A 17,712-nucleotide genomic window follows, 5' to 3' on the forward strand; every position below is an offset into this window, starting at 1 on the left:
GCCCCGGCCGGCCGGGGGCGCAGCACAGAAGGACCGCGCGCATGACGGCCCTGCCCGAGTCGGCCGGCCTCCGGCTCGCCGCCCCCGACCTGTTCCGGTCCGTCTTCCGGCGGCACGCCGCGGGCGTCGCCGTGATCACGGCGCGTGGCGCGGCGGGCCCGGTCGGTTTCACCGCCACCTCCCTCACCTCCGTCTCCGCCGAGCCGCCGCTGCTCTCCTTCGGCGTCGGCACCGGCTCCTCCAGTTGGCCCGTGCTGGCCGGGGCCGAGCACGTCGGCGTGCACATACTCGGCGAGCACCAGGCGGAGACGGCCGCCACCTTCGCCCGCAGCGGCGCCGACCGCTTCGGCCCGGCCACCTCCTGGCGCACCGGCCCCGAGGGCGTCCCGGTCCTGGACGGCGTCCTGGCGTGGCTGGTCTGCCGGGTCACCGCCCGGGTGCCGGCGGGCGCCCACCGCATCGTGCTGGCCGAGGTCCTGCTCGGCGACCCCACCGGCGCCGGCAGCCCGCTCCTGTACCACCAGGGGCGGTTCGGCGGCCTGCGGGACTGAGCGCGCGGACGGTCCCGGGCCGGTCCCGTGCGGCCGTCGGGTTCCGGTTACGCTGCGTTGCACAGGTCACAGTTCAAAGCGCTTGCTTAGCGGGCAGGAACTGGGTGTACTGACGAGTAATATTCCGCGTGGGGGTGCAGGTCGCCCCGCCCGGGATCGGCCGCTTGGGGCGCCTATGCTGCCTGCAAGAGGCAGCAACGGAAATGTCGACGCAGTAGGAGAGCCGGCGTGAGCTTGAGGATCGTTGTCACTGTGAAGTACGTGCCCGACGCCACCGGCGACCGGCACTTCGCCGATGACCTGACCGTCGACCGGGACGACGTGGACGGTCTGCTCTCCGAACTGGACGAGTACGCGGTCGAGCAGGCGCTGCAGATCTCGGAGAACTCCGACGACGACGTGGAGATCACGGTCCTGACCGTGGGTCCGGAGGACGCCAAGGACGCGCTGCGCAAGGCGCTGTCCATGGGTGCCGACAAGGCGATCCACGTGGAGGACGACGACCTGCACGGCACCGACGCCATCGGCACCTCCCTGGTGCTGGCCAAGGCGGTCGAGAAGGCCGGCTACGACCTGGTGATCTCCGGCATGGCCTCCACCGACGGCACCATGGGCGTCGTTCCCGCGCTGCTCGCCGAGCGCCTGGGCGTACCGCAGGTGACCCTGCTCTCCGAGGTCTCCGTCGAGGACGGCACGGTCAAGGGCCGCCGCGACGGCGACGCCGCCTCCGAGCAGCTCGAGGCGTCCCTGCCGGCGGTCGTGTCGGTGACCGACCAGTCGGGCGAGGCCCGCTACCCGTCCTTCAAGGGCATCATGGCGGCCAAGAAGAAGCCGGTTCAGTCCTGGGACCTGTCCGACCTCGACATCGACGAGGACGAGGTCGGCCTGGAGAACGCCTACACCGTGGTGGAGTCGGCGACCGAGCGCCCGGCGCGCACCGCGGGCACGATCGTCAAGGACGAGGGCGAGGGCGGCAAGCAGCTCGCCGCCTTCCTCGCGGAGCGGAAGTTCGTCTGACGCAGCCCCGCGGGCCGGAAGTCCGTCCGCGCCCCGCCCCGCCGACCGCCCATCGTCTGTTCCGAGCAGGAGAGAAGAAGTCCCATGGCTGAAGTCCTCGTCTACGTCGACCACGTGGACGGTGCCGTCCGCAAGCCGACCCTGGAGCTGCTGACCCTGGCCCGCCGCGTCGGCGAGCCCGTCGCCGTCGCCCTGGGCAACGGTGCCGGCGACACCGCCGCCGCGCTCGCCGAGCACGGCGCGACCCGCGTCCTGACCCACGAGGCCGCCGAGTACGCCGACTACCTGGTCGTCCCGAAGGTCGACGCCCTCCAGGCCGCCGTCGAGCAGGTCTCCCCGGCCGCCGTGCTGGTCCCGTCCTCCGCCGACGGCAAGGAGATCGCCGCCCGCCTCGCGCTGCGCCTCGGCTCCGGCATCATCACCGACGCCGTCGACCTGGAGGCCGGCGAGGAGGGTCCGGTGGCGACCCAGTCGGTGTTCGCCGCCGCGTACACCACCAAGTCCCGGGTCGCCAAGGGCACCCCGGTCATCACGGTCAAGCCCAACAGCGCCGCCGTCGAGGCCGCCCCGGCCGCCGGTGCCGTCGAGGCCCTGTCGGTCACCTTCTCCGAGCAGGCCACCGGCACCAAGGTCACCTCGCGCACGCCGCGCGAGTCCACCGGCCGCCCGGAGCTGACCGAGGCCGCGATCGTCGTCTCCGGCGGCCGAGGCGTCAACGGCGCGGAGAACTTCGGGATCATCGAGGCGCTCGCCGACTCGCTCGGCGCGGCCGTCGGCGCCTCCCGCGCCGCGGTGGACGCGGGCTGGTACCCGCACACCAACCAGGTCGGCCAGACCGGCAAGTCCGTCTCGCCGCAGCTCTACATCGCCTCCGGCATCTCCGGCGCGATCCAGCACCGCGCCGGCATGCAGACCTCGAAGACGATCGTGGCGATCAACAAGGACGCCGAGGCCCCGATCTTCGACCTGGTCGACTACGGCGTGGTCGGCGACCTCTTCGCCGTCGTCCCGCAGCTCACCGAGGAGATCAAGGCCCGCAAGGGCTGAGCCCTCCCGCGACACAGCGCGTTCGAGGCCCCCGCGACCCGTTCCTGGTCGCGGGGGCCTCGGCCGTCCCCGAGGCTGGGTGTTGACCGGGGGGACGACCGCCGGATAACTTCGCTGTGCGGATTATTGATTCCGTACAACGGAAAAAAGCGATGATGGAGGGTGTGGGAATGGGGCAGCAGGAGAAGGTGGCCACGAGCCTCGCGGGCGCCGTCGGCGAGGAGATCAGCGCCTCCCTCGCACCGGTCGACGCGGAGCTGGAGCGCCGCTATCCCGGAGACCCCGGCACCCGCCAGCCGGTCCACACCGTCTACGTCCCCGGCGACGCCTTCGCCGCCGACACCGTCCGCTCCTGGGGCGACGCGGCCCTCGCCGCCCTCGACGAACACGCCCCGGACGCCGCCTCCTTCGCCGCCGTCCTCGGCCTCTCCGACGACCTCGCCGGGCCCGTGCACAGCCGGGTGCGCGCCAAGCTGGAGCGCGAGCCGATCGAGGACCTCCGCGTCGACTTCGAGGACGGCTACGGCAACCGCCCCGACGCCGAGGAGGACGAGGCCGCCGCCCGCGCCGCCCGGCTGATCGCCGAGGCGTACGCCACCGGCACCGCCGCCCCCTACATGGGCATCCGCATGAAGTGCATGGAGCGGGCCGTCCGGGACCGGGGCATCCGCACCCTCGACATCTTCCTCACCGGCCTGATGGAGGCCGGCGGCCTGCCCGACGGACTGGTCCTCACCCTGCCCAAGGTGACGTACGCCGAGCAGGTCACCGCCATGGCGCGACTGCTGGAGGCGTTCGAGAAGGCGCACGGACTGGAGCCCGGCCGGATCGGCTTCGAGATCCAGATCGAGACCAGCCAGTCCATCCTCGGCCCCGACGGCACCGCCACCGTCGCCCGGATGATCCAGGCCGCCGAGGGCCGCGCCACCGGCCTGCACTACGGCACCTTCGACTACAGCGCCTGCCTCGGGGTCTCCGCCGCGCACCAGGCCAGCGACCACCCGGCCGCCGACCACGCCAAGGCGGTCATGCAGGTCGCCGCCGCCGGCACCGGCGTCCGTGTCTCCGACGGCTCCACCAACGTGCTCCCGGTCGGCCCCACGGCCAAGGTCCACGACGCCTGGAAGCTGCACTACGGCCTCACCCGCCGCGCCCTGGCCCGCGCCTACTACCAGGGCTGGGACATGCACCCCGGGCACATCCCCACCCGGTACGCGGCCGTCTTCGCCTTCTACCGCGAGGGCTTCGAGCAGGCCGCCGCCCGTCTCGCCCGCTACGCCAGCCGCACCGGCGGCGACGTCATGGACGAGCCCGCCACCGCCAAGGCCCTCAGCGGCTACCTGCTGCGCGGCCTGGACTGCGGCGCCCTCGACGTCGCCGAGGTGGCCCGGCTGACCGGCCTCACCCGCGCGGACCTGGAGAGCTTCTCGGCGCCCCGGCGCGGCGATCTGACGGCCTCGGCGCAGTAGCGTCCCCGTCCGCCGGCCGGGGTTCCGGCCGGCGGGCGTCCGGCCGCGCGTACCGCTCCAGGCCGGACGCCGTGACCCGGCCCTCCTCCGCCAGCAGCCTGGTGCCGAGCGCGCACAGCAGCCGGTCGCCGCGGGCCCGCGCGCAGAACTCCTCCGGAGTGGTGCCGAACAGCTCCCGCAACCGGGCCGAGGCGGCCAGGAGCCCGGAGATCAGCGCCCGCTGGCCCGGATGCCGGCGCGGCACGCCGGTGCCGTCGTGCAGCACCCCGTGCCGGTTGACGTACGCGTACGCGCCCGGCAGCACCGTGCCGTCCGCCACCTCGACCAGCACCTCCGGCGCGGGCAGCCAGGCCCGTGTGTAGTTGCCGGCCGGCAGCGGTACGCCCTCGCTGGCGTCGATCACCGCCAACTGCCCGGCGTCCAGCCAGAGCACGAACAGCTCCCGGACCACGCCCGGGGCGGCGACCGGCGAGGCCGACACATAGCCCATCCGGCTCACATGCGCCGAGACACCGACGTCCAGGCCGGTGACCTCCGCCTTGACCATCGGGATCGGCGAGGCGATGCCGGACTCGGCCATCTTGTGCCGCAACTGGCCGGGGCAGCCGTTGGAGCCGATCGCGATTACCGGGGTGCGCCCCGGGTGCACGGGGACGTCCAGCGGCAGCAGTTCGTCCCCGTCGAGCAGCCCCGACTCCCGCGGCCACGCCCCGGGATACAGCAACGGGTGGTCGCGCGGCGCCTCGGCGAGGCCCAGCGCGGCCAGGGTGCGGTCCTTCACGCGCCGCTCAGCCGTCCGCCGGCGGCAGCTCGCCCGAGCCGCGGGTGATCAGCCGGGTCGGCAACTCTATGCGCTCGGGGACCAGCAGGCCGCCGTCCAGTTGCCGGAAGAGGCGCTCGGCGGCGGTCCGGCCGAGCGCCGCCGCGTCCTGGGCGACGACGGTGACCCCCGGCCGCAGCAGGTCGGCCAGCTCGATGTCGTCGAAACCGACCAGGGCGACCTCGCGCGAGAGCCCGGCCAGGACCCGGACGACGGTGACCGTCACCCGGTTGTTGCCGGTGAAGACCGCCGTGACCGGATCGGGTCCCGTGAGCATCTCCTCGGCCGCCCGCCGCACCCGCTCGGGATCGGTGACGCCCAGGGACATCCAGGACTGCGCCACCGGTATGTCCGCGTCCGCCATGGCCGCCCGGTAGCCCCGCAGCCGCTCGGCGGCGGTGTGGATACGGGGCATGTCGCCGATGAAGCCGATCCTGCGGTGCCCGTGCGCGATCAGGTGGGCCACGCCGTCCCGGGCGCCGCCGAAGTTGTCGGAGAGCACCACGTCCGCGTCGATGCCGCCCGCCGGACGGTCCACGAACACCGTCGCCACCCCGGCCTTCAGCTCCGGCTCCAGATACCGGTGGTCGTCCCCGGCCGGGATCACCACCAGCCCGTCCACGCGCCGCGCGCACAGCGCCAGGACCAGTTCCTGCTCCCGGTCCGGGTCCTCCGCGCTGGACCCGTTGATCAGCAGCGCGCCGTGCTCCCGGGCCACCTCCTCCACCGCCCGGCTGAGCGGCCCGTAGAACGGGTCGGCGAGATCCTCCAGCACCAGGCCGATGCTGGCGGTGCGCCCCTTGCGCAGCACCCGCGCGCTGTCGTTGCGGCGGAAGCCGAGCGCGTCGATGGCCTCCTGGACCCGGCGCTCGGTGTCGGGAGTCACCCCCGGCTCCCCGTTGACCACGCGGGAGACCGTCTTCAGGCCGACACCGGCACGGGCGGCGACGTCCTTCATGGTCGGACGGTTGCCGTAGCGGTTCCCGGTGGGGCGCTCTGCGCGGCGGGGCATCTGGGGCACGGTCGGGTGTCCTGTCCTGTCGTCCACGGGAATGCGTCGCCTCCTGTCGTCCACCGGCGCCGACCCGCCGCTCCCCCGGCACGAGAGGGTGCGTCGGCCATGCGTCCGTATGAGGATGTGGCGTCGAGCATAGAACCTGGACAACGTTGTCAGGCTCGGGGGAGACTGTCCACCGCACCGTGCGGCCCGCGTGCCCGGCACGCGACGGCCCCGCACGTCCGCCTGTGTTTCGTCATGCTCGACGGGGGAGATCCGAATCTGATGCACACCGACCTCGTGGCCGCGCTGGACATCGGCGGCACCAAGATCGCGGGCGCGCTGGTGGACGGCGACGGCCGCATCCTGGTGCGCGCCCAGCGGGCCACGCCCGCGCGGGAGGACGGCGACACCGTGATGCGGGCCGTCGAGGAGGTGCTCGGCGAGCTGACCGCCGCCCCGCTGTGGGGCGGGGTCCGGGCCGTCGGCATCGGCAGCGCCGGCCCGGTGGACGCCTCCGCGGGCACGGTCAGCCCGGTCAACGTGCCGGGCTGGCGCGGGTACCCCCTGGTCGAGCGGGTCCGCGCCGCCACCGGGCGACTGCCGGTCGAGCTGATCGGCGACGGCGTGGCGATCACGGCCGCCGAGCACTGGCAGGGCGCCGCGCGGGGGCACGACAACGCGCTGTGCATGGTGGTCTCCACCGGCGTCGGCGGCGGACTGGTCCTCGGCGGGAAGCTGCACCCCGGCCCGACCGGCAACGCCGGTCACATCGGCCACATCAGCGTCGACCTCGACGGCGACCCCTGCCCGTGCGGGGCGCGCGGCTGCGTGGAGCGCATCGCCAGCGGCCCGAACATCGCCCGGCGCGCCCTGGAGGGCGGCTGGCGCCCCGGCCCGGACGGCGACACCTCCGCCGCCGCGGTGGCCGCCGCCGCGCGGGCCGGCGACCCGGTCGCCGTGGCCTCCTTCGAACGGGCCGCGCAGGCGCTCGCCGCCGGCATAGCGGCCACCGCGACCCTCGTCGAGATCGACATCGCCGTGATCGGCGGCGGCGTCGGCAAGGCGGGCGAGGTGCTGTTCACCCCGCTGCGCCGGGCGCTGACCCGGTACGCGACCCTCTCCTTCGTCCAGCGCCTGACCGTCGCCCCGGCCCGGATGGGCACCGACGCGGGCCTGGTGGGCGCCGCCGCGGCGGCCCTGACCAGGACGGCGGGGGTCACGGCGGCGGGGGTCTGAGCCGGGGCGCCGGGCCGGTGTCCGGCACCGGAGCGGGGGCGCCGAGGACGCGCCCGAGGAAGGGGGTGACCTCCGGCCGTGCGCGCAGTTGAACCCGGCATGAAGAAGCGCAGCATGCTCGCCCTCGCCTCCCTCGCCACCGGCTTCGTCGTCGCGGCCGTCACCCCCTCGCACGCCGCGGCGGAGGTTCCGGCCGGCCTCGGCGCGGCGACGGACACCCTCGGCACCGTCGCCGACGCCCCGGAGGACCTGATCCCCCTGGACCACGACGAGCGGCCCGAGAACTGACGGGCACCGCTCCAAAAGCCCCAGCGGCGCCGGCGCCCCGCGGCAGGCGGGCGTCGGCGCCGTTTCCGCACGCCCTCAACTGGACCTGGTTTCCGTGGCAGGGTGGAGCGGGCAAGCCACAGGGGGCCAACAGAAGAGGGGGACCTGTGACCGTCGTCTGGATCAACGGCGCGTTCGGTGCGGGCAAGACCACCACCGCACGGGAACTGATCGACCTGATCCCGAACAGCACGCTCTTCGACCCGGAGGTCATCGGCGGCGGGCTGGCGCAGATGCTGCCGCCCAAACGCCTGGCCGAGGCGGGCGACTTCCAGGACCTCCCGATCTGGCGCCGGCTGGTGATCGACACGGCCGCCGCGCTCCTCGCCGAGCTGGGCGGAACCCTGGTGGTTCCCATGACCCTGCTGCGCCAGGAGTACCGCGACGAGATCTTCGGCGGCCTCGCCGCCCGCCGGATCGCCGTCCACCACATCCTGCTGGCACCGGCGGAAACGATCCTGCGAGAGCGGGCAGCCAACCGCGAGATACCCCCCGACCTCCCCGACGGTGAGATCCGCGCACGGCAGTGGTCGTACGACCACATCACCCCGTACCGGGCCGCCCTGGCCTCCTGGCTGACGGCCGACGCCCACCCCATCGACACCGGCGCCCTGACCCCGTACGAGACCGCCGTGCGCATCGCCGACGCGGTCGGCGGCGGCGAGGTGCCCGTCTGCGACATCGTGCAGACCCCGGAGCCCACCGCCGAGACGCTCGCCGCCGGCGTCCTCCTCTTCGACGAGCACGACCGGTTCCTGCTCGTCGACCCCACCTACAAGGCGGGCTGGGAGTTCCCCGGCGGTGTCGTCGAACCCGGCGAGGCCCCCGCCCGCGCCGGCATGCGCGAGGTCGCCGAGGAGACCGGCATCCGCCTGGACGACGTACCGGCGCTGCTGGTCGTCGACTGGGAACCGCCCGCACCCCCCGGCTACGGCGGGCTGCGGCTGCTGTTCGACGGCGGACGCCTGGACTCCGCCGACGCCGCCCGCCTCCTGCTGCCCGGACCCGAACTGCGCGCCTGGCGCTTCGTCACCGAGGAGGAGGCCGCCGGGCTGCTCCCGCCGGTCCGCTACGAGCGGCTGCGCTGGGCGCTGCGGGCGCGGGAACGCGGGGCGGCGCTGTACCTGGAGGCGGGCGTCCCGGTCGGCGGTCCTCAGCCCGCCGCGTAGTTGCGCAGGAACAGCGCCTCGGCCACCGACAGGCGCTCCAGCTCCTCGGGGGAGACGCTCTCGTTCACCGCGTGGATCTGCGCCTCCGGCTCGCTCAGGCCGATCAGCAAAATCTCCGCGTCCGGGTAGAGGCCGGCGAGGGTGTTGCACAGCGGGATGGAGCCGCCCTGCCCCGCGTAACTCATCTCCTGCCCGGGGTACGCCACCGCCATCGCCTCCGCCATCGCCCGGTACGCCGGGCTGGTGGTGTCGGCGCGGAACGGCTGGCCCTGGCCGATCTGCTCCACGGCCACCCGGGCGCCCCACGGCGTGTGCGCCTCCAGGTGCGCCCGGAGCAGTCCGGTCGCCTCGGCGGCGTCCACGCCCGGCGGCACCCGGAGGCTCACCAGCGCCCGCGCGCTCGCCTGCACCGACGGGGTGGCGCCGACGACCGGCGGGCAGTCGATGCCGAGCACGGTGACGGCCGGACGCGCCCAGATGCGGTCGGCGACCGTGCCCGAGCCGATCAGCTCCACGCCGTCCAGCACCTTGGCGTCCTTGCGGAACTGCGCCTCGTCGTACTCCAGTCCCTCCCAGCGGCCCTCGCCGGCCAGCCCGTCGACGGTGGTCGAGCCGTCCTCGGCGCGCAGCGAGTCCAGGGTGCGGATCAGGGCGGCCAGCGCGTCGGGCGCGGCACCGCCGAACTGGCCGGAGTGCAGGTTGCCTTCGAGGGTGTCCACCGAGACGCGGAGCAGGGTCATGCCGCGCAGGGTCGAGGTGACCGTCGGCAGCCCGACCCGGAAGTTGCCCGCGTCGCCGATGACGACGGCGTCGGCGGCGAGCAGCTCCGGGTGCTCCTCGGCGTACCGCTCCAGGCCGCCCGTGCCCTGCTCCTCCGAGCCCTCGGCGATCACCTTGACGTGCACCGGGACGCCGCCGTTCGCCTTCAGCGCGCGCAGCGCCAGCAGGTGCATCAGCACGCCGCCCTTGCAGTCGGCGGCACCGCGCCCGTACCAGCGGCCGTCGCGCTCGGTCAGCTCGAACGGCGGAGTGGCCCAGCCCGCCTCGTCCAGCGGCGGCTGCACGTCGTAGTGGGCGTACAGCAGGACCGTCTTCGCGCCCTCGGGGCCGGGCAGGAAGCCGTACACCGACTGGGTGCCGTCGGGGGTGTCGAGCAGGGCCACGTCCGTGAAGCCCTCGGCGCGCAGCGCGTCGGCGATCCACCCGGCGGCGGCCTCGCTCTCGCTCCGGGGGAACTGGTCGAAGTCCGCCACCGACTTGAAGGCCACCAGCTCGGCCAGCTCCGTCCTCGCCCGGGGCAGCAGTGAGGCGACGGTCTCGGCGACCGGATTCGGCGACATGGGCACGCTCCTTGTGGGTGCGACGTTGCAAGGTTGTACAGGCCGTAGATCCTCCCACAGTGGCCTGCGGCGATGCCCGCCGTAGGATGCGGGAGACAGGTGCGGCATGCGGTTTGATCGGAGCAGTAGACCATCGTGAGCAGCGAGAACTCTTCGGCGGACGACGCGCGTCAGGTCTGGGACGTGGTCGTGGTGGGCGCGGGACCCGCGGGGGCCTCGGCCGCCTACGCGGCGGCGGTCGCGGGACGGCGCGTGCTGTTGCTGGAGAAGGCGGAACTGCCCCGCTACAAGACCTGCGGCGGCGGCATCATCGGGCCCTCGCGCGACTCGCTGCCCCCCGGCTTCGAGCTGCCCTTCCAGGACCGGGTGCACGCGGTGACGTTCTCGCACAACGGCCGCTTCACCCGCACCCGCCGCTCCAAGCAGATGCTGTTCGGGCTGGTCAACCGGCCCGAGTTCGACCAGCAGCTCGTCGAGCACGCGCAGAAGGCGGGCGCCGAGCTGCGCACCGGGATGACGGTGACGCGGGTCGAGCAGCACGGTTCGGCGGTGCCGGACCGGCGCACGGCCGCCGTGGTGCTCCAGGGCGGCGGCACCGTGCTGGCGCGGGCCGTGGTCGGCGCCGACGGCAGCGCCAGCCGGATAGGCGCCCACGTCGGCGTCAAGCTCGACCAGGTCGACCTGGGCCTGGAGGCGGAGATCCCGGTGCCGGAGCCGGTCGCCGAGGACTGGCGGGGCCGGGTCCTCATCGACTGGGGCCCGATGCCCGGCAGTTACGGCTGGGTCTTCCCCAAGGGCGACACCCTCACGGTCGGGGTGATCTCGGCCCGCGGCGAGGGCGCGGCGACCAAGCGCTACCTGGAGGACTTCATCGGCCGGCTGGGCCTCGCCGGCTTCGAACCGAGCATCTCCTCCGGGCACTTGACCCGCTGCCGCGCCGACGACTCGCCGCTGTCCCGGGGCCGCGTGCTGGTCTGCGGTGACGCGGCCGGGCTGCTGGAGCCGTGGACCCGCGAGGGCATCTCGTTCGCGCTGCGCTCCGGGCGGCTCGCGGGGGAGTGGGCGGTGCGGATCGCCGAGGCGCACGACGCGGTGGACGCGCGCCGCCAGGCGCTGAACTACGCGTTCGCCGTCAAGGCCGGGCTCGGCGTCGAGATGAGCGTCGGCAAGCGCCTGCTGTCCGTGTTCGAGCGCCGCCCGGGTCTCTTCCACGCGGCCCTGACCGGCTTCCGGCCCGCCTGGCGGGCGTTCAGGGACATCACCCAGGGCTCCACGACGCTGGGCGAGCTGGTCCGCGGCCACCCCGTCGCCCAGCGGGCCCTCACCGCCATGGACCGCCGCCCGGCGCCCGCCCCCGCGCCCGCCGCCGAGGCCGAGGACGCCGCGTCCTGACCGGGCCCGCCGTACTCCCCGGGGAGTACGTGTGATCACCACGCGCGGGTGACGCCGCCCCGACGGCGGCTTCCGCGTCCTGGCCGTCCTGCCGGTCGCCGCCACGGGGACCGGCACGGAGACCGAGGAGGACGGCCGGTGATCCGCGTACTGCTCGCCGCCGACCAGTCACCGGTGCGGGCCGGGTTGCGCGCGCTGCGGCCCGGCGTGGTGCTGATGGGCATCCGGATGCCGGTGCCGGACGGACCGGCCGCGGCCCGCGGGGACCCCGGCCTTGCTCAGGCCGGCCTACGAGCCGGGGCTGGTACGGCCCGGCCGGCCGGGCTGACCGGACCCCGACCGGGACCGGAACCGCATCAGCACGCTCACCACCCGGACCACGAACACCACGACGGCCAGCGCCGCCCCCACCCCGGTCAGCGTGGCGCGGGCGCCGCCCGCCAGACCGAACACGTACGCCGGTCCGGCCACGGCGCCGAACAGCACCGCCGCCGCGAACACCGCGCTGCACAGCGCGTACCCGATCTCCACGGTGATCGCGTCCCGTTCGGCCTGCGTCCGCCGTCCGCCGTCACTGGTCATGAGGCGAGTGTCACGGCGCCCGCGCGGCGGGGCAAGCCGCCTCCCGGGTTCCGGCGGGATGCGCGTCCGGCAGGTGAAATCCCTTGCTCCCCGTCGCACTTCATCGGGCACACTCCGTGCCATGGAGACTGCTGCGTACATACATGTCCTGGACCGGGAAGGCCGGCTGCTGGCCGACGCCGCGGAGGCGGCCGGGTGTGCCGCCGAGGTGCCGACCTGCCCCGCCTGGCAGGTGCGGGACCTGTTGCGGCACACCGGTGCGGTGCACCGCTGGGCCACGGCGTTCGTCGCCGAGGGACACACCGCTCCGCGCCCCCTCGGGGACGAGCCGGACCTGGACGGCACCGCGCTCACGGACTGGTTCCGCGAGGGGCACCGGCGGCTCGTCGACACGCTCTCGGCGGCCCCGGCCGACCTGGACTGCTGGCACTTCCTGCCCGCCCCGACGCCGCTGGAGTTCTGGGCGCGGCGGCAGGCCCACGAGACGGCCGTGCACCGCTTCGACGCGGAGTCGGCCCAGGGCCGCACCCCCGCGGGCGTGGACACCGCCTTCGCCGTCGACGGCGTCGACGAACTGCTGCGCGGCTTCCACGCCCGCGAGAAGAGCCGGGTCCGCGTCCCGGGGTCTCGGGTGCTGCGGGTGCGGGCGACGGACGCGGACGACGCCGTGTGGACCGTACGGCTGTCGGAGCAAGTGCCGCAGGCCGAGCGGGGGGTGACGGCGGACGCCGACTGCGAGGTGGCCGGTCCGGCGGCGGAGCTGTACCTGGGCCTGTGGAACCGGGTGCCGCTGCCGGACGTGACCGGTGACGCCTCCCTCGCGGCGCTGTGGCGCGAGCGGTCGGCGGTCTGAGCCGCCCGGCCCCGGCGCCGGATGCCGGGCCCCGGCCCGGTGCCGGGCGCCGGATGCCGAGTCGCCGCCCCGGCCCCGGCGTCAGGCCGGGGCCGCCGCGCGGCGGGTCGCCAGGGCGATGAGCACGGCGATCGCCGCGAGGACCGCGACGCTGGTGAGGGCGGCCGGCAGGGAGAACCAGTCGGCCATGAAACCGATCGCGGGCGGGCCGAGGAGCATCCCGCCGTAGCCGAGGGTGGACGCCGTGGCGACACCGCCGGGGCCGCCCAGCGCCCCCGCCCGTTCCACCGCGACCGGGAAGATGTTGGCCAGGCCGAGCCCGGTGACCGCGAAGCCGAACAGCGCCGCCCACACCGATGGCGCGAGGGAGCCCAGCACCATGCCGGCCGCGGCGACCGTGCCGCCGGCCACCACGGTACGGGTGCGGCCGAGCCGTTCCAGCAGGGCCGTGCCGGTCAGCCGGCCGAGGGTCATGGCCAGCGCGAAGCAGGAGTAGCCGGCCGCCGCCAGCCCCGGCGAGGCGTGCAGGTCCTGCTTGAGGTGGAGCGCGCCCCAGTCGGCCATGGCGCCCTCGCCGTACGCCGTGCACAGGGCGATCAGGCCGAAGGTGACCACCAGGACGCGGGTCCGGCGGACCGGCCGCCGCGGTTCCTCGCCCTGGTGGGGAGCCCGGTCCGGCGGGGCGGGCACCGGGCAGCGCAGCAGGACGCGGCCCGCCGCGAGGGTGACCAGCAGCCCGACGACGGTCAGCCCGGTCAGGTGCGCCACGGGCGACAGCGAGCCCGCGACCAGCCCGCCGAGCCCGGCGCCGACCATGCCGCCGAGGCTGAACGCGGCGTGGAAGCTCGGCATGATCGGGCGCCGCAGCGCGGCCACCAGGTCGACGGCGGCGCTGTTGAAGGCGACGTTGATCCCGCCGTACGCGGCCCCGAAGACCAGCAGGACGGCGCCGAGGGCGGGCGCGGAGTGGGTCAGCGGGGGCAGGGCGACGCTCAGCGAGAGCAGCACCGCGCAGACGACGGTGACCGGATGGCTGCCGTAGCGGCGGCAGAGCCGGCCGGTCAGCGTCATGGTGACGACCGCCCCGGCCGAGACGCCGAGCAGGGCCAGGCCCAGGGCGCTGGCGGAGGCCCCGGTCTGCTCCTTGATGTCGGGGATGCGCACCACCCAGCCGGCGAAGACGAAGCCGTCGAGGGCGAAGAACACGGTCAGTACGGCACGCAGCCGGGCGAGTTCGGCACGGGGACCCGGCACGGCGCTGTGCGAACGGGTTTTGTTTATTAGCGGCACAAAGTCAGGCTAGGCGGGGACGGGAAGGGGGGCAAGGGTGCGTGCCACGGCGGTGCCCGGCCCGGTCGCATACGCTCGACAGCACGATGAAGAACCACCTCACCCCCCTCGAACCCAAGGCCGACAAGGCCACGGTCAGACGGCACAACCTCAGTCTGGTCCTGCGGGCCGTGCACGACGCGGGGGAGGCGACCAGAGCCGGCGTCGCCACACACGTCGGACTCACCCGGGCCGCGGTGTCGTCGCTGGTGGAGCAGTTGCTGGAGTACGGCTTCGTCACCGAGTGGGGCAAGACCAGCAGCGGTCAGGTGGGCCGCCCCGGCACCGTCCTGAAGGTGGCCAGGACCGGCCCGGCCGGCCTCGGCGTGGAGATCAACATCGACTACGTCGCGGTGTGCGTCGTCGACCTCGCCGGCACCGACCGGGTCCGGCTCGTCGAACACGTCGACAACCGGGGCGCCCCGCCCTCCCAGGTCCTCGCCCACGCGGCCCGGTTGGCGGCCCGTGCCATCGGCTCGGCCGCCGAACAGGACCTGCTGCCGGCCGGCGTCCACCTCGCCCTGCCCGGCCTGGTGACCGGCGGCACCGTCCGCCAGGCCCCCAACCTGGGCTGGACCCGGGTCGCCGTCGAGGGGATCTTCGCCCAGGCACTCCTCGCGCTGCACCCCGCCCACCGGGCGCTGCCGGTCAGCTCCGACAACGAGGCCAACGCCGCCGCCCTGGCCGAGCTGTGGTTCGGCGTCGGCACCGAGGGCGTGCGCAGCTTCCTGTACCTGACCGGCGAGATCGGCGTCGGCGGCGCCCTGGTCCTCCAGGGCGAACTGCTGCGCGGCGCCCACGGCTTCGCCGGGGAGGTCGGGCACATGGTCCTCGAACCCGACGGCCCGCTGTGCCGCTGCGGGGCCCGCGGCTGTCTGGAGCAGTACGCCGGGCAGGCCGCCCTGCTGCGGGCCGCGGGGATCGACGCGGACTCCGGCGTCCGCGGCGTCACCGACCTAGGCCGCCGGGCCCGGCACGGCGAACCGGCCGCGCTGGCCGCGATCGAACAGGCCGGACGGCGGCTCGGCGTCGTCGTCTCGGGGGCGGTGAACCTCTTCGACCCCGGCGCGGTGATGCTCGGCGGTGCCTACCGGGAGCTGATGGAGTGGCTGGCGCCCGCCGTCGAGCGGGAACTGGCGCTGCGCGTGGTGTCGGGGCTGTGGACCGAGGGCGGCAAACGGCTGCGCGCCGCCTCCCCGTTGGGGGACGCGGCGCGCGGCGCGGCCGGCGTGATCGTCCGCGAGGTGCTGGAGGACCCGGCGGCGTACGCGGAACGCGCGGGGGAGTGAGGGGGCGGCGGCCCCCTTCACCTCACCGGCGGTGCGCGGCGATCAGCTCCTGGTACCAGCGGTAGCTGTCCTTCGGGGTGCGCTGCTGCGTCTCGTAGTCGACCCGGACGATCCCGAACCGCTTGTCGTAGCCGTACGCCCACTCGAAGTTGTCCAGCAGCGACCACACGTAGTAGCCGCGGACGTCCACGCCCGCGTCCATCGCCGCCTTCAGCGCGGTGAGGTGGCCGCGCAGGTACTCCACCCGGTCGGTGTCGTGCACCGCGCCGTCGGCGGCCACCACGTCGTCCTCGGCCGAGCCGTTCTCCGTGATGTGGACCGGCGGCAGGGCGTCGCCGTACTGCTTTTCGAGCTGGACCAGCAGGTCGGTGAAGGACTCGGGGACCACCGGCCAGTTCATCGCGGTGTGCCGCACGCCGGGGAGCACGACCTCCTCGTACCGGTTGTCCGTGGCCGTGCGCCGCGCCGGGTCGGGCTCGCGGTGCGGGGCGTCGGCGACCACGATCGGCCGGTAGTAGTTGATGCCGAGGAAGTCCAGCGGCTGGGAGATCAGCTCCAGGTCGCCGTCGCGGCGGAAGTCCGCCCCGGTGATCAGCTCCCCCCAGGTCTCCTCCTCGGTGGCCGGGTAGCGGCCGGCCAGGATGGGCTCGGTCCACACCAGGTTGTGCTGGGTGTCGGCGCGGACCACCGCCGCGAGGTCGGCGGCGGAGTCGGTGGCGGGCAGGTTGCGGTCGAGGTTGAGGGTGATGCCGACCTCGCGCACCCCGGCCGCGCGCAGCGCCTGGACGGCCAGGCCGTGGCCGACCAGCAGGTGGTGGGCGGCGGCCAGCGCGCCCCGGCCCTCCCGGGCGCCGGGCGCGTGCCGGCCGATGGCGTAGCCGAGGAAGGCGCTGCACCACGGCTCGTTCAGGGTGATCCAGCGCGGCACCCGGTCGCCCAGGCGCTCGGCGACGACCGCCGTGTACTCGGCGAACCGCTCCGCCGTCTCCCGCACCCGCCAGCCGCCCCGGTCTTCGAGGGCCTGCGGCAGGTCCCAGTGGTAGAGGGTGACGGCGGGTTCGATGCCCGCCGTCAGCAGCTCGTCCACCAGCTTCGAGTAGAAGTCCAGCCCCTGGGCGTTGACCGGACCGGAGCCGTCCGGCACGATCCGCGGCCAGGCGATCGAGAAGCGGTACGAGTCCACGCCCAGGTCGCGCAGCAGCGCCACGTCCTCGGGGTAGCGGTGGTAGTGGTCGCAGGCCACGTCACCGGTGTCGCCGTTGGCCGTCAGACCCGGGGTGTGGCTGTAGGTGTCCCAGATCGACGGGCCGCGGCCGTCCTCGCGTGCCGCGCCCTCGATCTGGTACGAGGCGGTCGCGGCACCGAAGACGAAACCGGGCGGGAAGCCGGGGAAGTCACTCATCGGGGAAAGCCCATCTCCTGGGGTCGTGGTGGTCACTTGACGGAACCGCCGGTGATGCCGGCGGCGATGTACTTCTGGGCGAGCACGAGCAGGATCGCCGCCGGGACCGCCGACAGCACGGAGGCCGCCATCACCGAGCCCCAGTCGCCGACGTGCGCGCCGATGTACTGGTAGATACCCAGCGTGACCGGCTTGACCTCGTCGGTGGTGTTCAGGGTGAGCGCGAACATGAAGTCGCTCCAGGAGAACAGGAACGCGAACAGCCCCGAGGTGATCAGCGAGTTCCGGCTCATCGGCAGCACCACCTTGACGAACGTCCGTACCGGACCGGCGCCGTCCATCTGCGCGGCCTCGATCACCTCACCGGGGATCGACACCATGAAGGATCGCATCAGCACGATGGAGAACGGGATACCGAGCGAGGCGTCCGCCAGCATCAGACCGAAGTAGGAGTTCACCAGGCCCAGATCGACGTACGAGTTGTACAGCGCGTTGGCGATGACGATGCCCGGCACCATCTGGGTGATCAGCGTGCCGAACACGATGGTCTTCGAGCCGCGCAGCCCGAACCGCGCCAGCCCGTACGCCGCCGGGGCCGCGATCGCCAGGCAGATCACCACGGCGCCCAGCGACACCGCCAGCGAGGTCAGCAGGTTGCCGCCCTGGTCGCTGATGGCCTTGGAGAACCCGGACAGGTCCAGGCCGCCCGGCACCGGGTCGACCTCCAGCAGGCCCGACTCGGGCTGGAGCGCGGTGTTGAGCATCCAGTACAGCGGGAACAGCATCACGCACAGGATGAGCACACCGGCGACGGTGGAGCCCCACTTGCGCCGGGACCTGGTGGTGGCGCGGCCGGCGGACTCCTGCGTGGACGTGGGAGAGGCCATGA

General features: G+C 74.2%; 17 protein-coding genes. 10 read left to right on the forward strand and 7 right to left on the reverse strand.

Annotated features, from left to right (window positions below; all coding sequences use genetic code 11):
• The first annotated feature begins 41 nt into the window (after positions 1-41).
• From ACFY32_RS14675 to ACFY32_RS14690, 4 genes are all read left to right on the forward strand, one after another.
• Positions 42-551: a flavin reductase family protein gene (locus ACFY32_RS14675; protein WP_390674360.1), complete on the forward strand. Its 510-nt coding sequence runs from the start codon at positions 42-44 to the stop codon at positions 549-551.
• Positions 552-779: 228 nt separating this feature from the next.
• Complete coding sequence (locus tag ACFY32_RS14680) at positions 780-1,568, forward strand: electron transfer flavoprotein subunit beta/FixA family protein (RefSeq protein WP_359201294.1); 789 nt, start codon at positions 780-782, stop codon at positions 1,566-1,568.
• An 84-nt stretch (positions 1,569-1,652) separates the two neighbouring features.
• Positions 1,653-2,615: an electron transfer flavoprotein subunit alpha/FixB family protein gene (locus tag ACFY32_RS14685; RefSeq protein WP_359201292.1), complete on the forward strand. Its 963-nt coding sequence runs from the start codon at positions 1,653-1,655 to the stop codon at positions 2,613-2,615.
• Positions 2,616-2,785: 170 nt separating this feature from the next.
• Positions 2,786-4,084 carry a DUF6986 family protein gene (locus ACFY32_RS14690; protein WP_390674361.1) on the forward strand — a complete coding sequence of 433 codons (1,299 nt, stop codon included), beginning with the start codon at positions 2,786-2,788 and terminating at the stop codon, positions 4,082-4,084.
• Here the strand turns inward: ACFY32_RS14690 and ACFY32_RS14695 are convergent.
• Both ACFY32_RS14695 and ACFY32_RS14700 read right to left on the reverse strand, forming a co-directional pair.
• The gene (locus ACFY32_RS14695; RefSeq protein ID WP_390674362.1) at positions 4,017-4,865 is read right to left on the reverse strand and encodes a hypothetical protein; all 849 of its coding nucleotides are present in this window, start codon (positions 4,863-4,865) and stop codon (positions 4,017-4,019) included. The two genes, ACFY32_RS14690 and ACFY32_RS14695, sit on opposite strands and share 68 nt — an antisense overlap.
• 7 nt (positions 4,866-4,872) lie before the next feature.
• Complete coding sequence (locus tag ACFY32_RS14700) at positions 4,873-5,916, reverse strand: LacI family DNA-binding transcriptional regulator (protein WP_359201286.1); 1,044 nt, start codon at positions 5,914-5,916, stop codon at positions 4,873-4,875.
• Between the two features lie 270 nt (positions 5,917-6,186).
• Here ACFY32_RS14700 and ACFY32_RS14705 point away from each other — a divergent pair, with 270 nt between their 5' ends.
• The 3 genes from ACFY32_RS14705 to ACFY32_RS14715 all read left to right on the forward strand — a co-directional run bounded on the left by ACFY32_RS14705 (position 6,187) and on the right by ACFY32_RS14715 (position 8,636).
• On the forward strand, positions 6,187-7,140 hold the full coding sequence (locus tag ACFY32_RS14705) for an ROK family protein (RefSeq protein ID WP_359201284.1): 954 nt from the start codon (positions 6,187-6,189) through the stop codon (positions 7,138-7,140).
• 99 nt (positions 7,141-7,239) lie between these two features.
• Positions 7,240-7,428, forward strand: a complete 189-nt coding sequence (locus ACFY32_RS14710; protein ID WP_359201282.1) for a hypothetical protein — start codon at positions 7,240-7,242, stop codon at positions 7,426-7,428.
• A gap of 146 nt (positions 7,429-7,574) precedes the next feature.
• Positions 7,575-8,636 carry an NUDIX domain-containing protein gene (locus ACFY32_RS14715; RefSeq protein ID WP_390674363.1) on the forward strand — a complete coding sequence of 354 codons (1,062 nt, stop codon included), beginning with the start codon at positions 7,575-7,577 and terminating at the stop codon, positions 8,634-8,636.
• Here ACFY32_RS14715 and ACFY32_RS14720 read toward each other — a convergent pair.
• On the reverse strand, positions 8,621-9,976 hold the full coding sequence (locus ACFY32_RS14720) for a dipeptidase (RefSeq protein ID WP_390674364.1): 1,356 nt from the start codon (positions 9,974-9,976) through the stop codon (positions 8,621-8,623). The genes ACFY32_RS14715 and ACFY32_RS14720 overlap by 16 nt on opposite strands.
• Positions 9,977-10,111: 135 nt before the next feature.
• On the opposite strand from ACFY32_RS14720, the gene ACFY32_RS14725 reads away from it, so the two are divergent.
• The gene (locus ACFY32_RS14725; protein ID WP_390674365.1) at positions 10,112-11,368 is read left to right on the forward strand and encodes a geranylgeranyl reductase family protein; all 1,257 of its coding nucleotides are present in this window, start codon (positions 10,112-10,114) and stop codon (positions 11,366-11,368) included.
• Positions 11,369-11,656: 288 nt separating this feature from the next.
• On the opposite strand, the gene ACFY32_RS14730 is transcribed toward ACFY32_RS14725, so the two are convergent.
• Positions 11,657-11,950: a DUF6332 family protein gene (locus ACFY32_RS14730; protein WP_390674366.1), complete on the reverse strand. Its 294-nt coding sequence runs from the start codon at positions 11,948-11,950 to the stop codon at positions 11,657-11,659.
• A 121-nt stretch (positions 11,951-12,071) separates the two neighbouring features.
• Between ACFY32_RS14730 and ACFY32_RS14735 the strand changes: the two genes are divergently transcribed.
• On the forward strand, positions 12,072-12,803 hold the full coding sequence (locus tag ACFY32_RS14735; RefSeq protein WP_359201272.1) for a maleylpyruvate isomerase family mycothiol-dependent enzyme: 732 nt from the start codon (positions 12,072-12,074) through the stop codon (positions 12,801-12,803).
• Positions 12,804-12,884: 81 nt separating this feature from the next.
• On the opposite strand, the gene ACFY32_RS14740 is transcribed toward ACFY32_RS14735, so the two are convergent.
• Complete coding sequence (locus ACFY32_RS14740) at positions 12,885-14,057, reverse strand: MFS transporter (protein WP_390674367.1); 1,173 nt, start codon at positions 14,055-14,057, stop codon at positions 12,885-12,887.
• Between the two features lie 122 nt (positions 14,058-14,179).
• Between ACFY32_RS14740 and ACFY32_RS14745 the strand changes: the two genes are divergently transcribed.
• Entirely contained in the window at positions 14,180-15,421 is a 1,242-nt protein-coding gene (locus ACFY32_RS14745) for an ROK family protein (RefSeq protein ID WP_390674368.1), read from the forward strand.
• A gap of 22 nt (positions 15,422-15,443) precedes the next feature.
• On the opposite strand, the gene ACFY32_RS14750 is transcribed toward ACFY32_RS14745, so the two are convergent.
• Both ACFY32_RS14750 and ACFY32_RS14755 read right to left on the reverse strand, forming a co-directional pair.
• Complete coding sequence (locus tag ACFY32_RS14750; protein ID WP_390674369.1) at positions 15,444-16,823, reverse strand: GH1 family beta-glucosidase; 1,380 nt, start codon at positions 16,821-16,823, stop codon at positions 15,444-15,446.
• Between the two features lie 32 nt (positions 16,824-16,855).
• Positions 16,856-17,710, reverse strand: a complete 855-nt coding sequence (locus tag ACFY32_RS14755) for a carbohydrate ABC transporter permease (RefSeq protein ID WP_359201264.1) — start codon at positions 17,708-17,710, stop codon at positions 16,856-16,858.
• Between the last annotated feature and the right edge of the window lie 2 nt (positions 17,711-17,712).

Origin of the sequence: Streptomyces sp. NPDC000134, from assembly GCF_042899225.1 — a bacterium.
Lineage (GTDB): Bacteria > Actinomycetota > Actinomycetes > Streptomycetales > Streptomycetaceae > Streptomyces.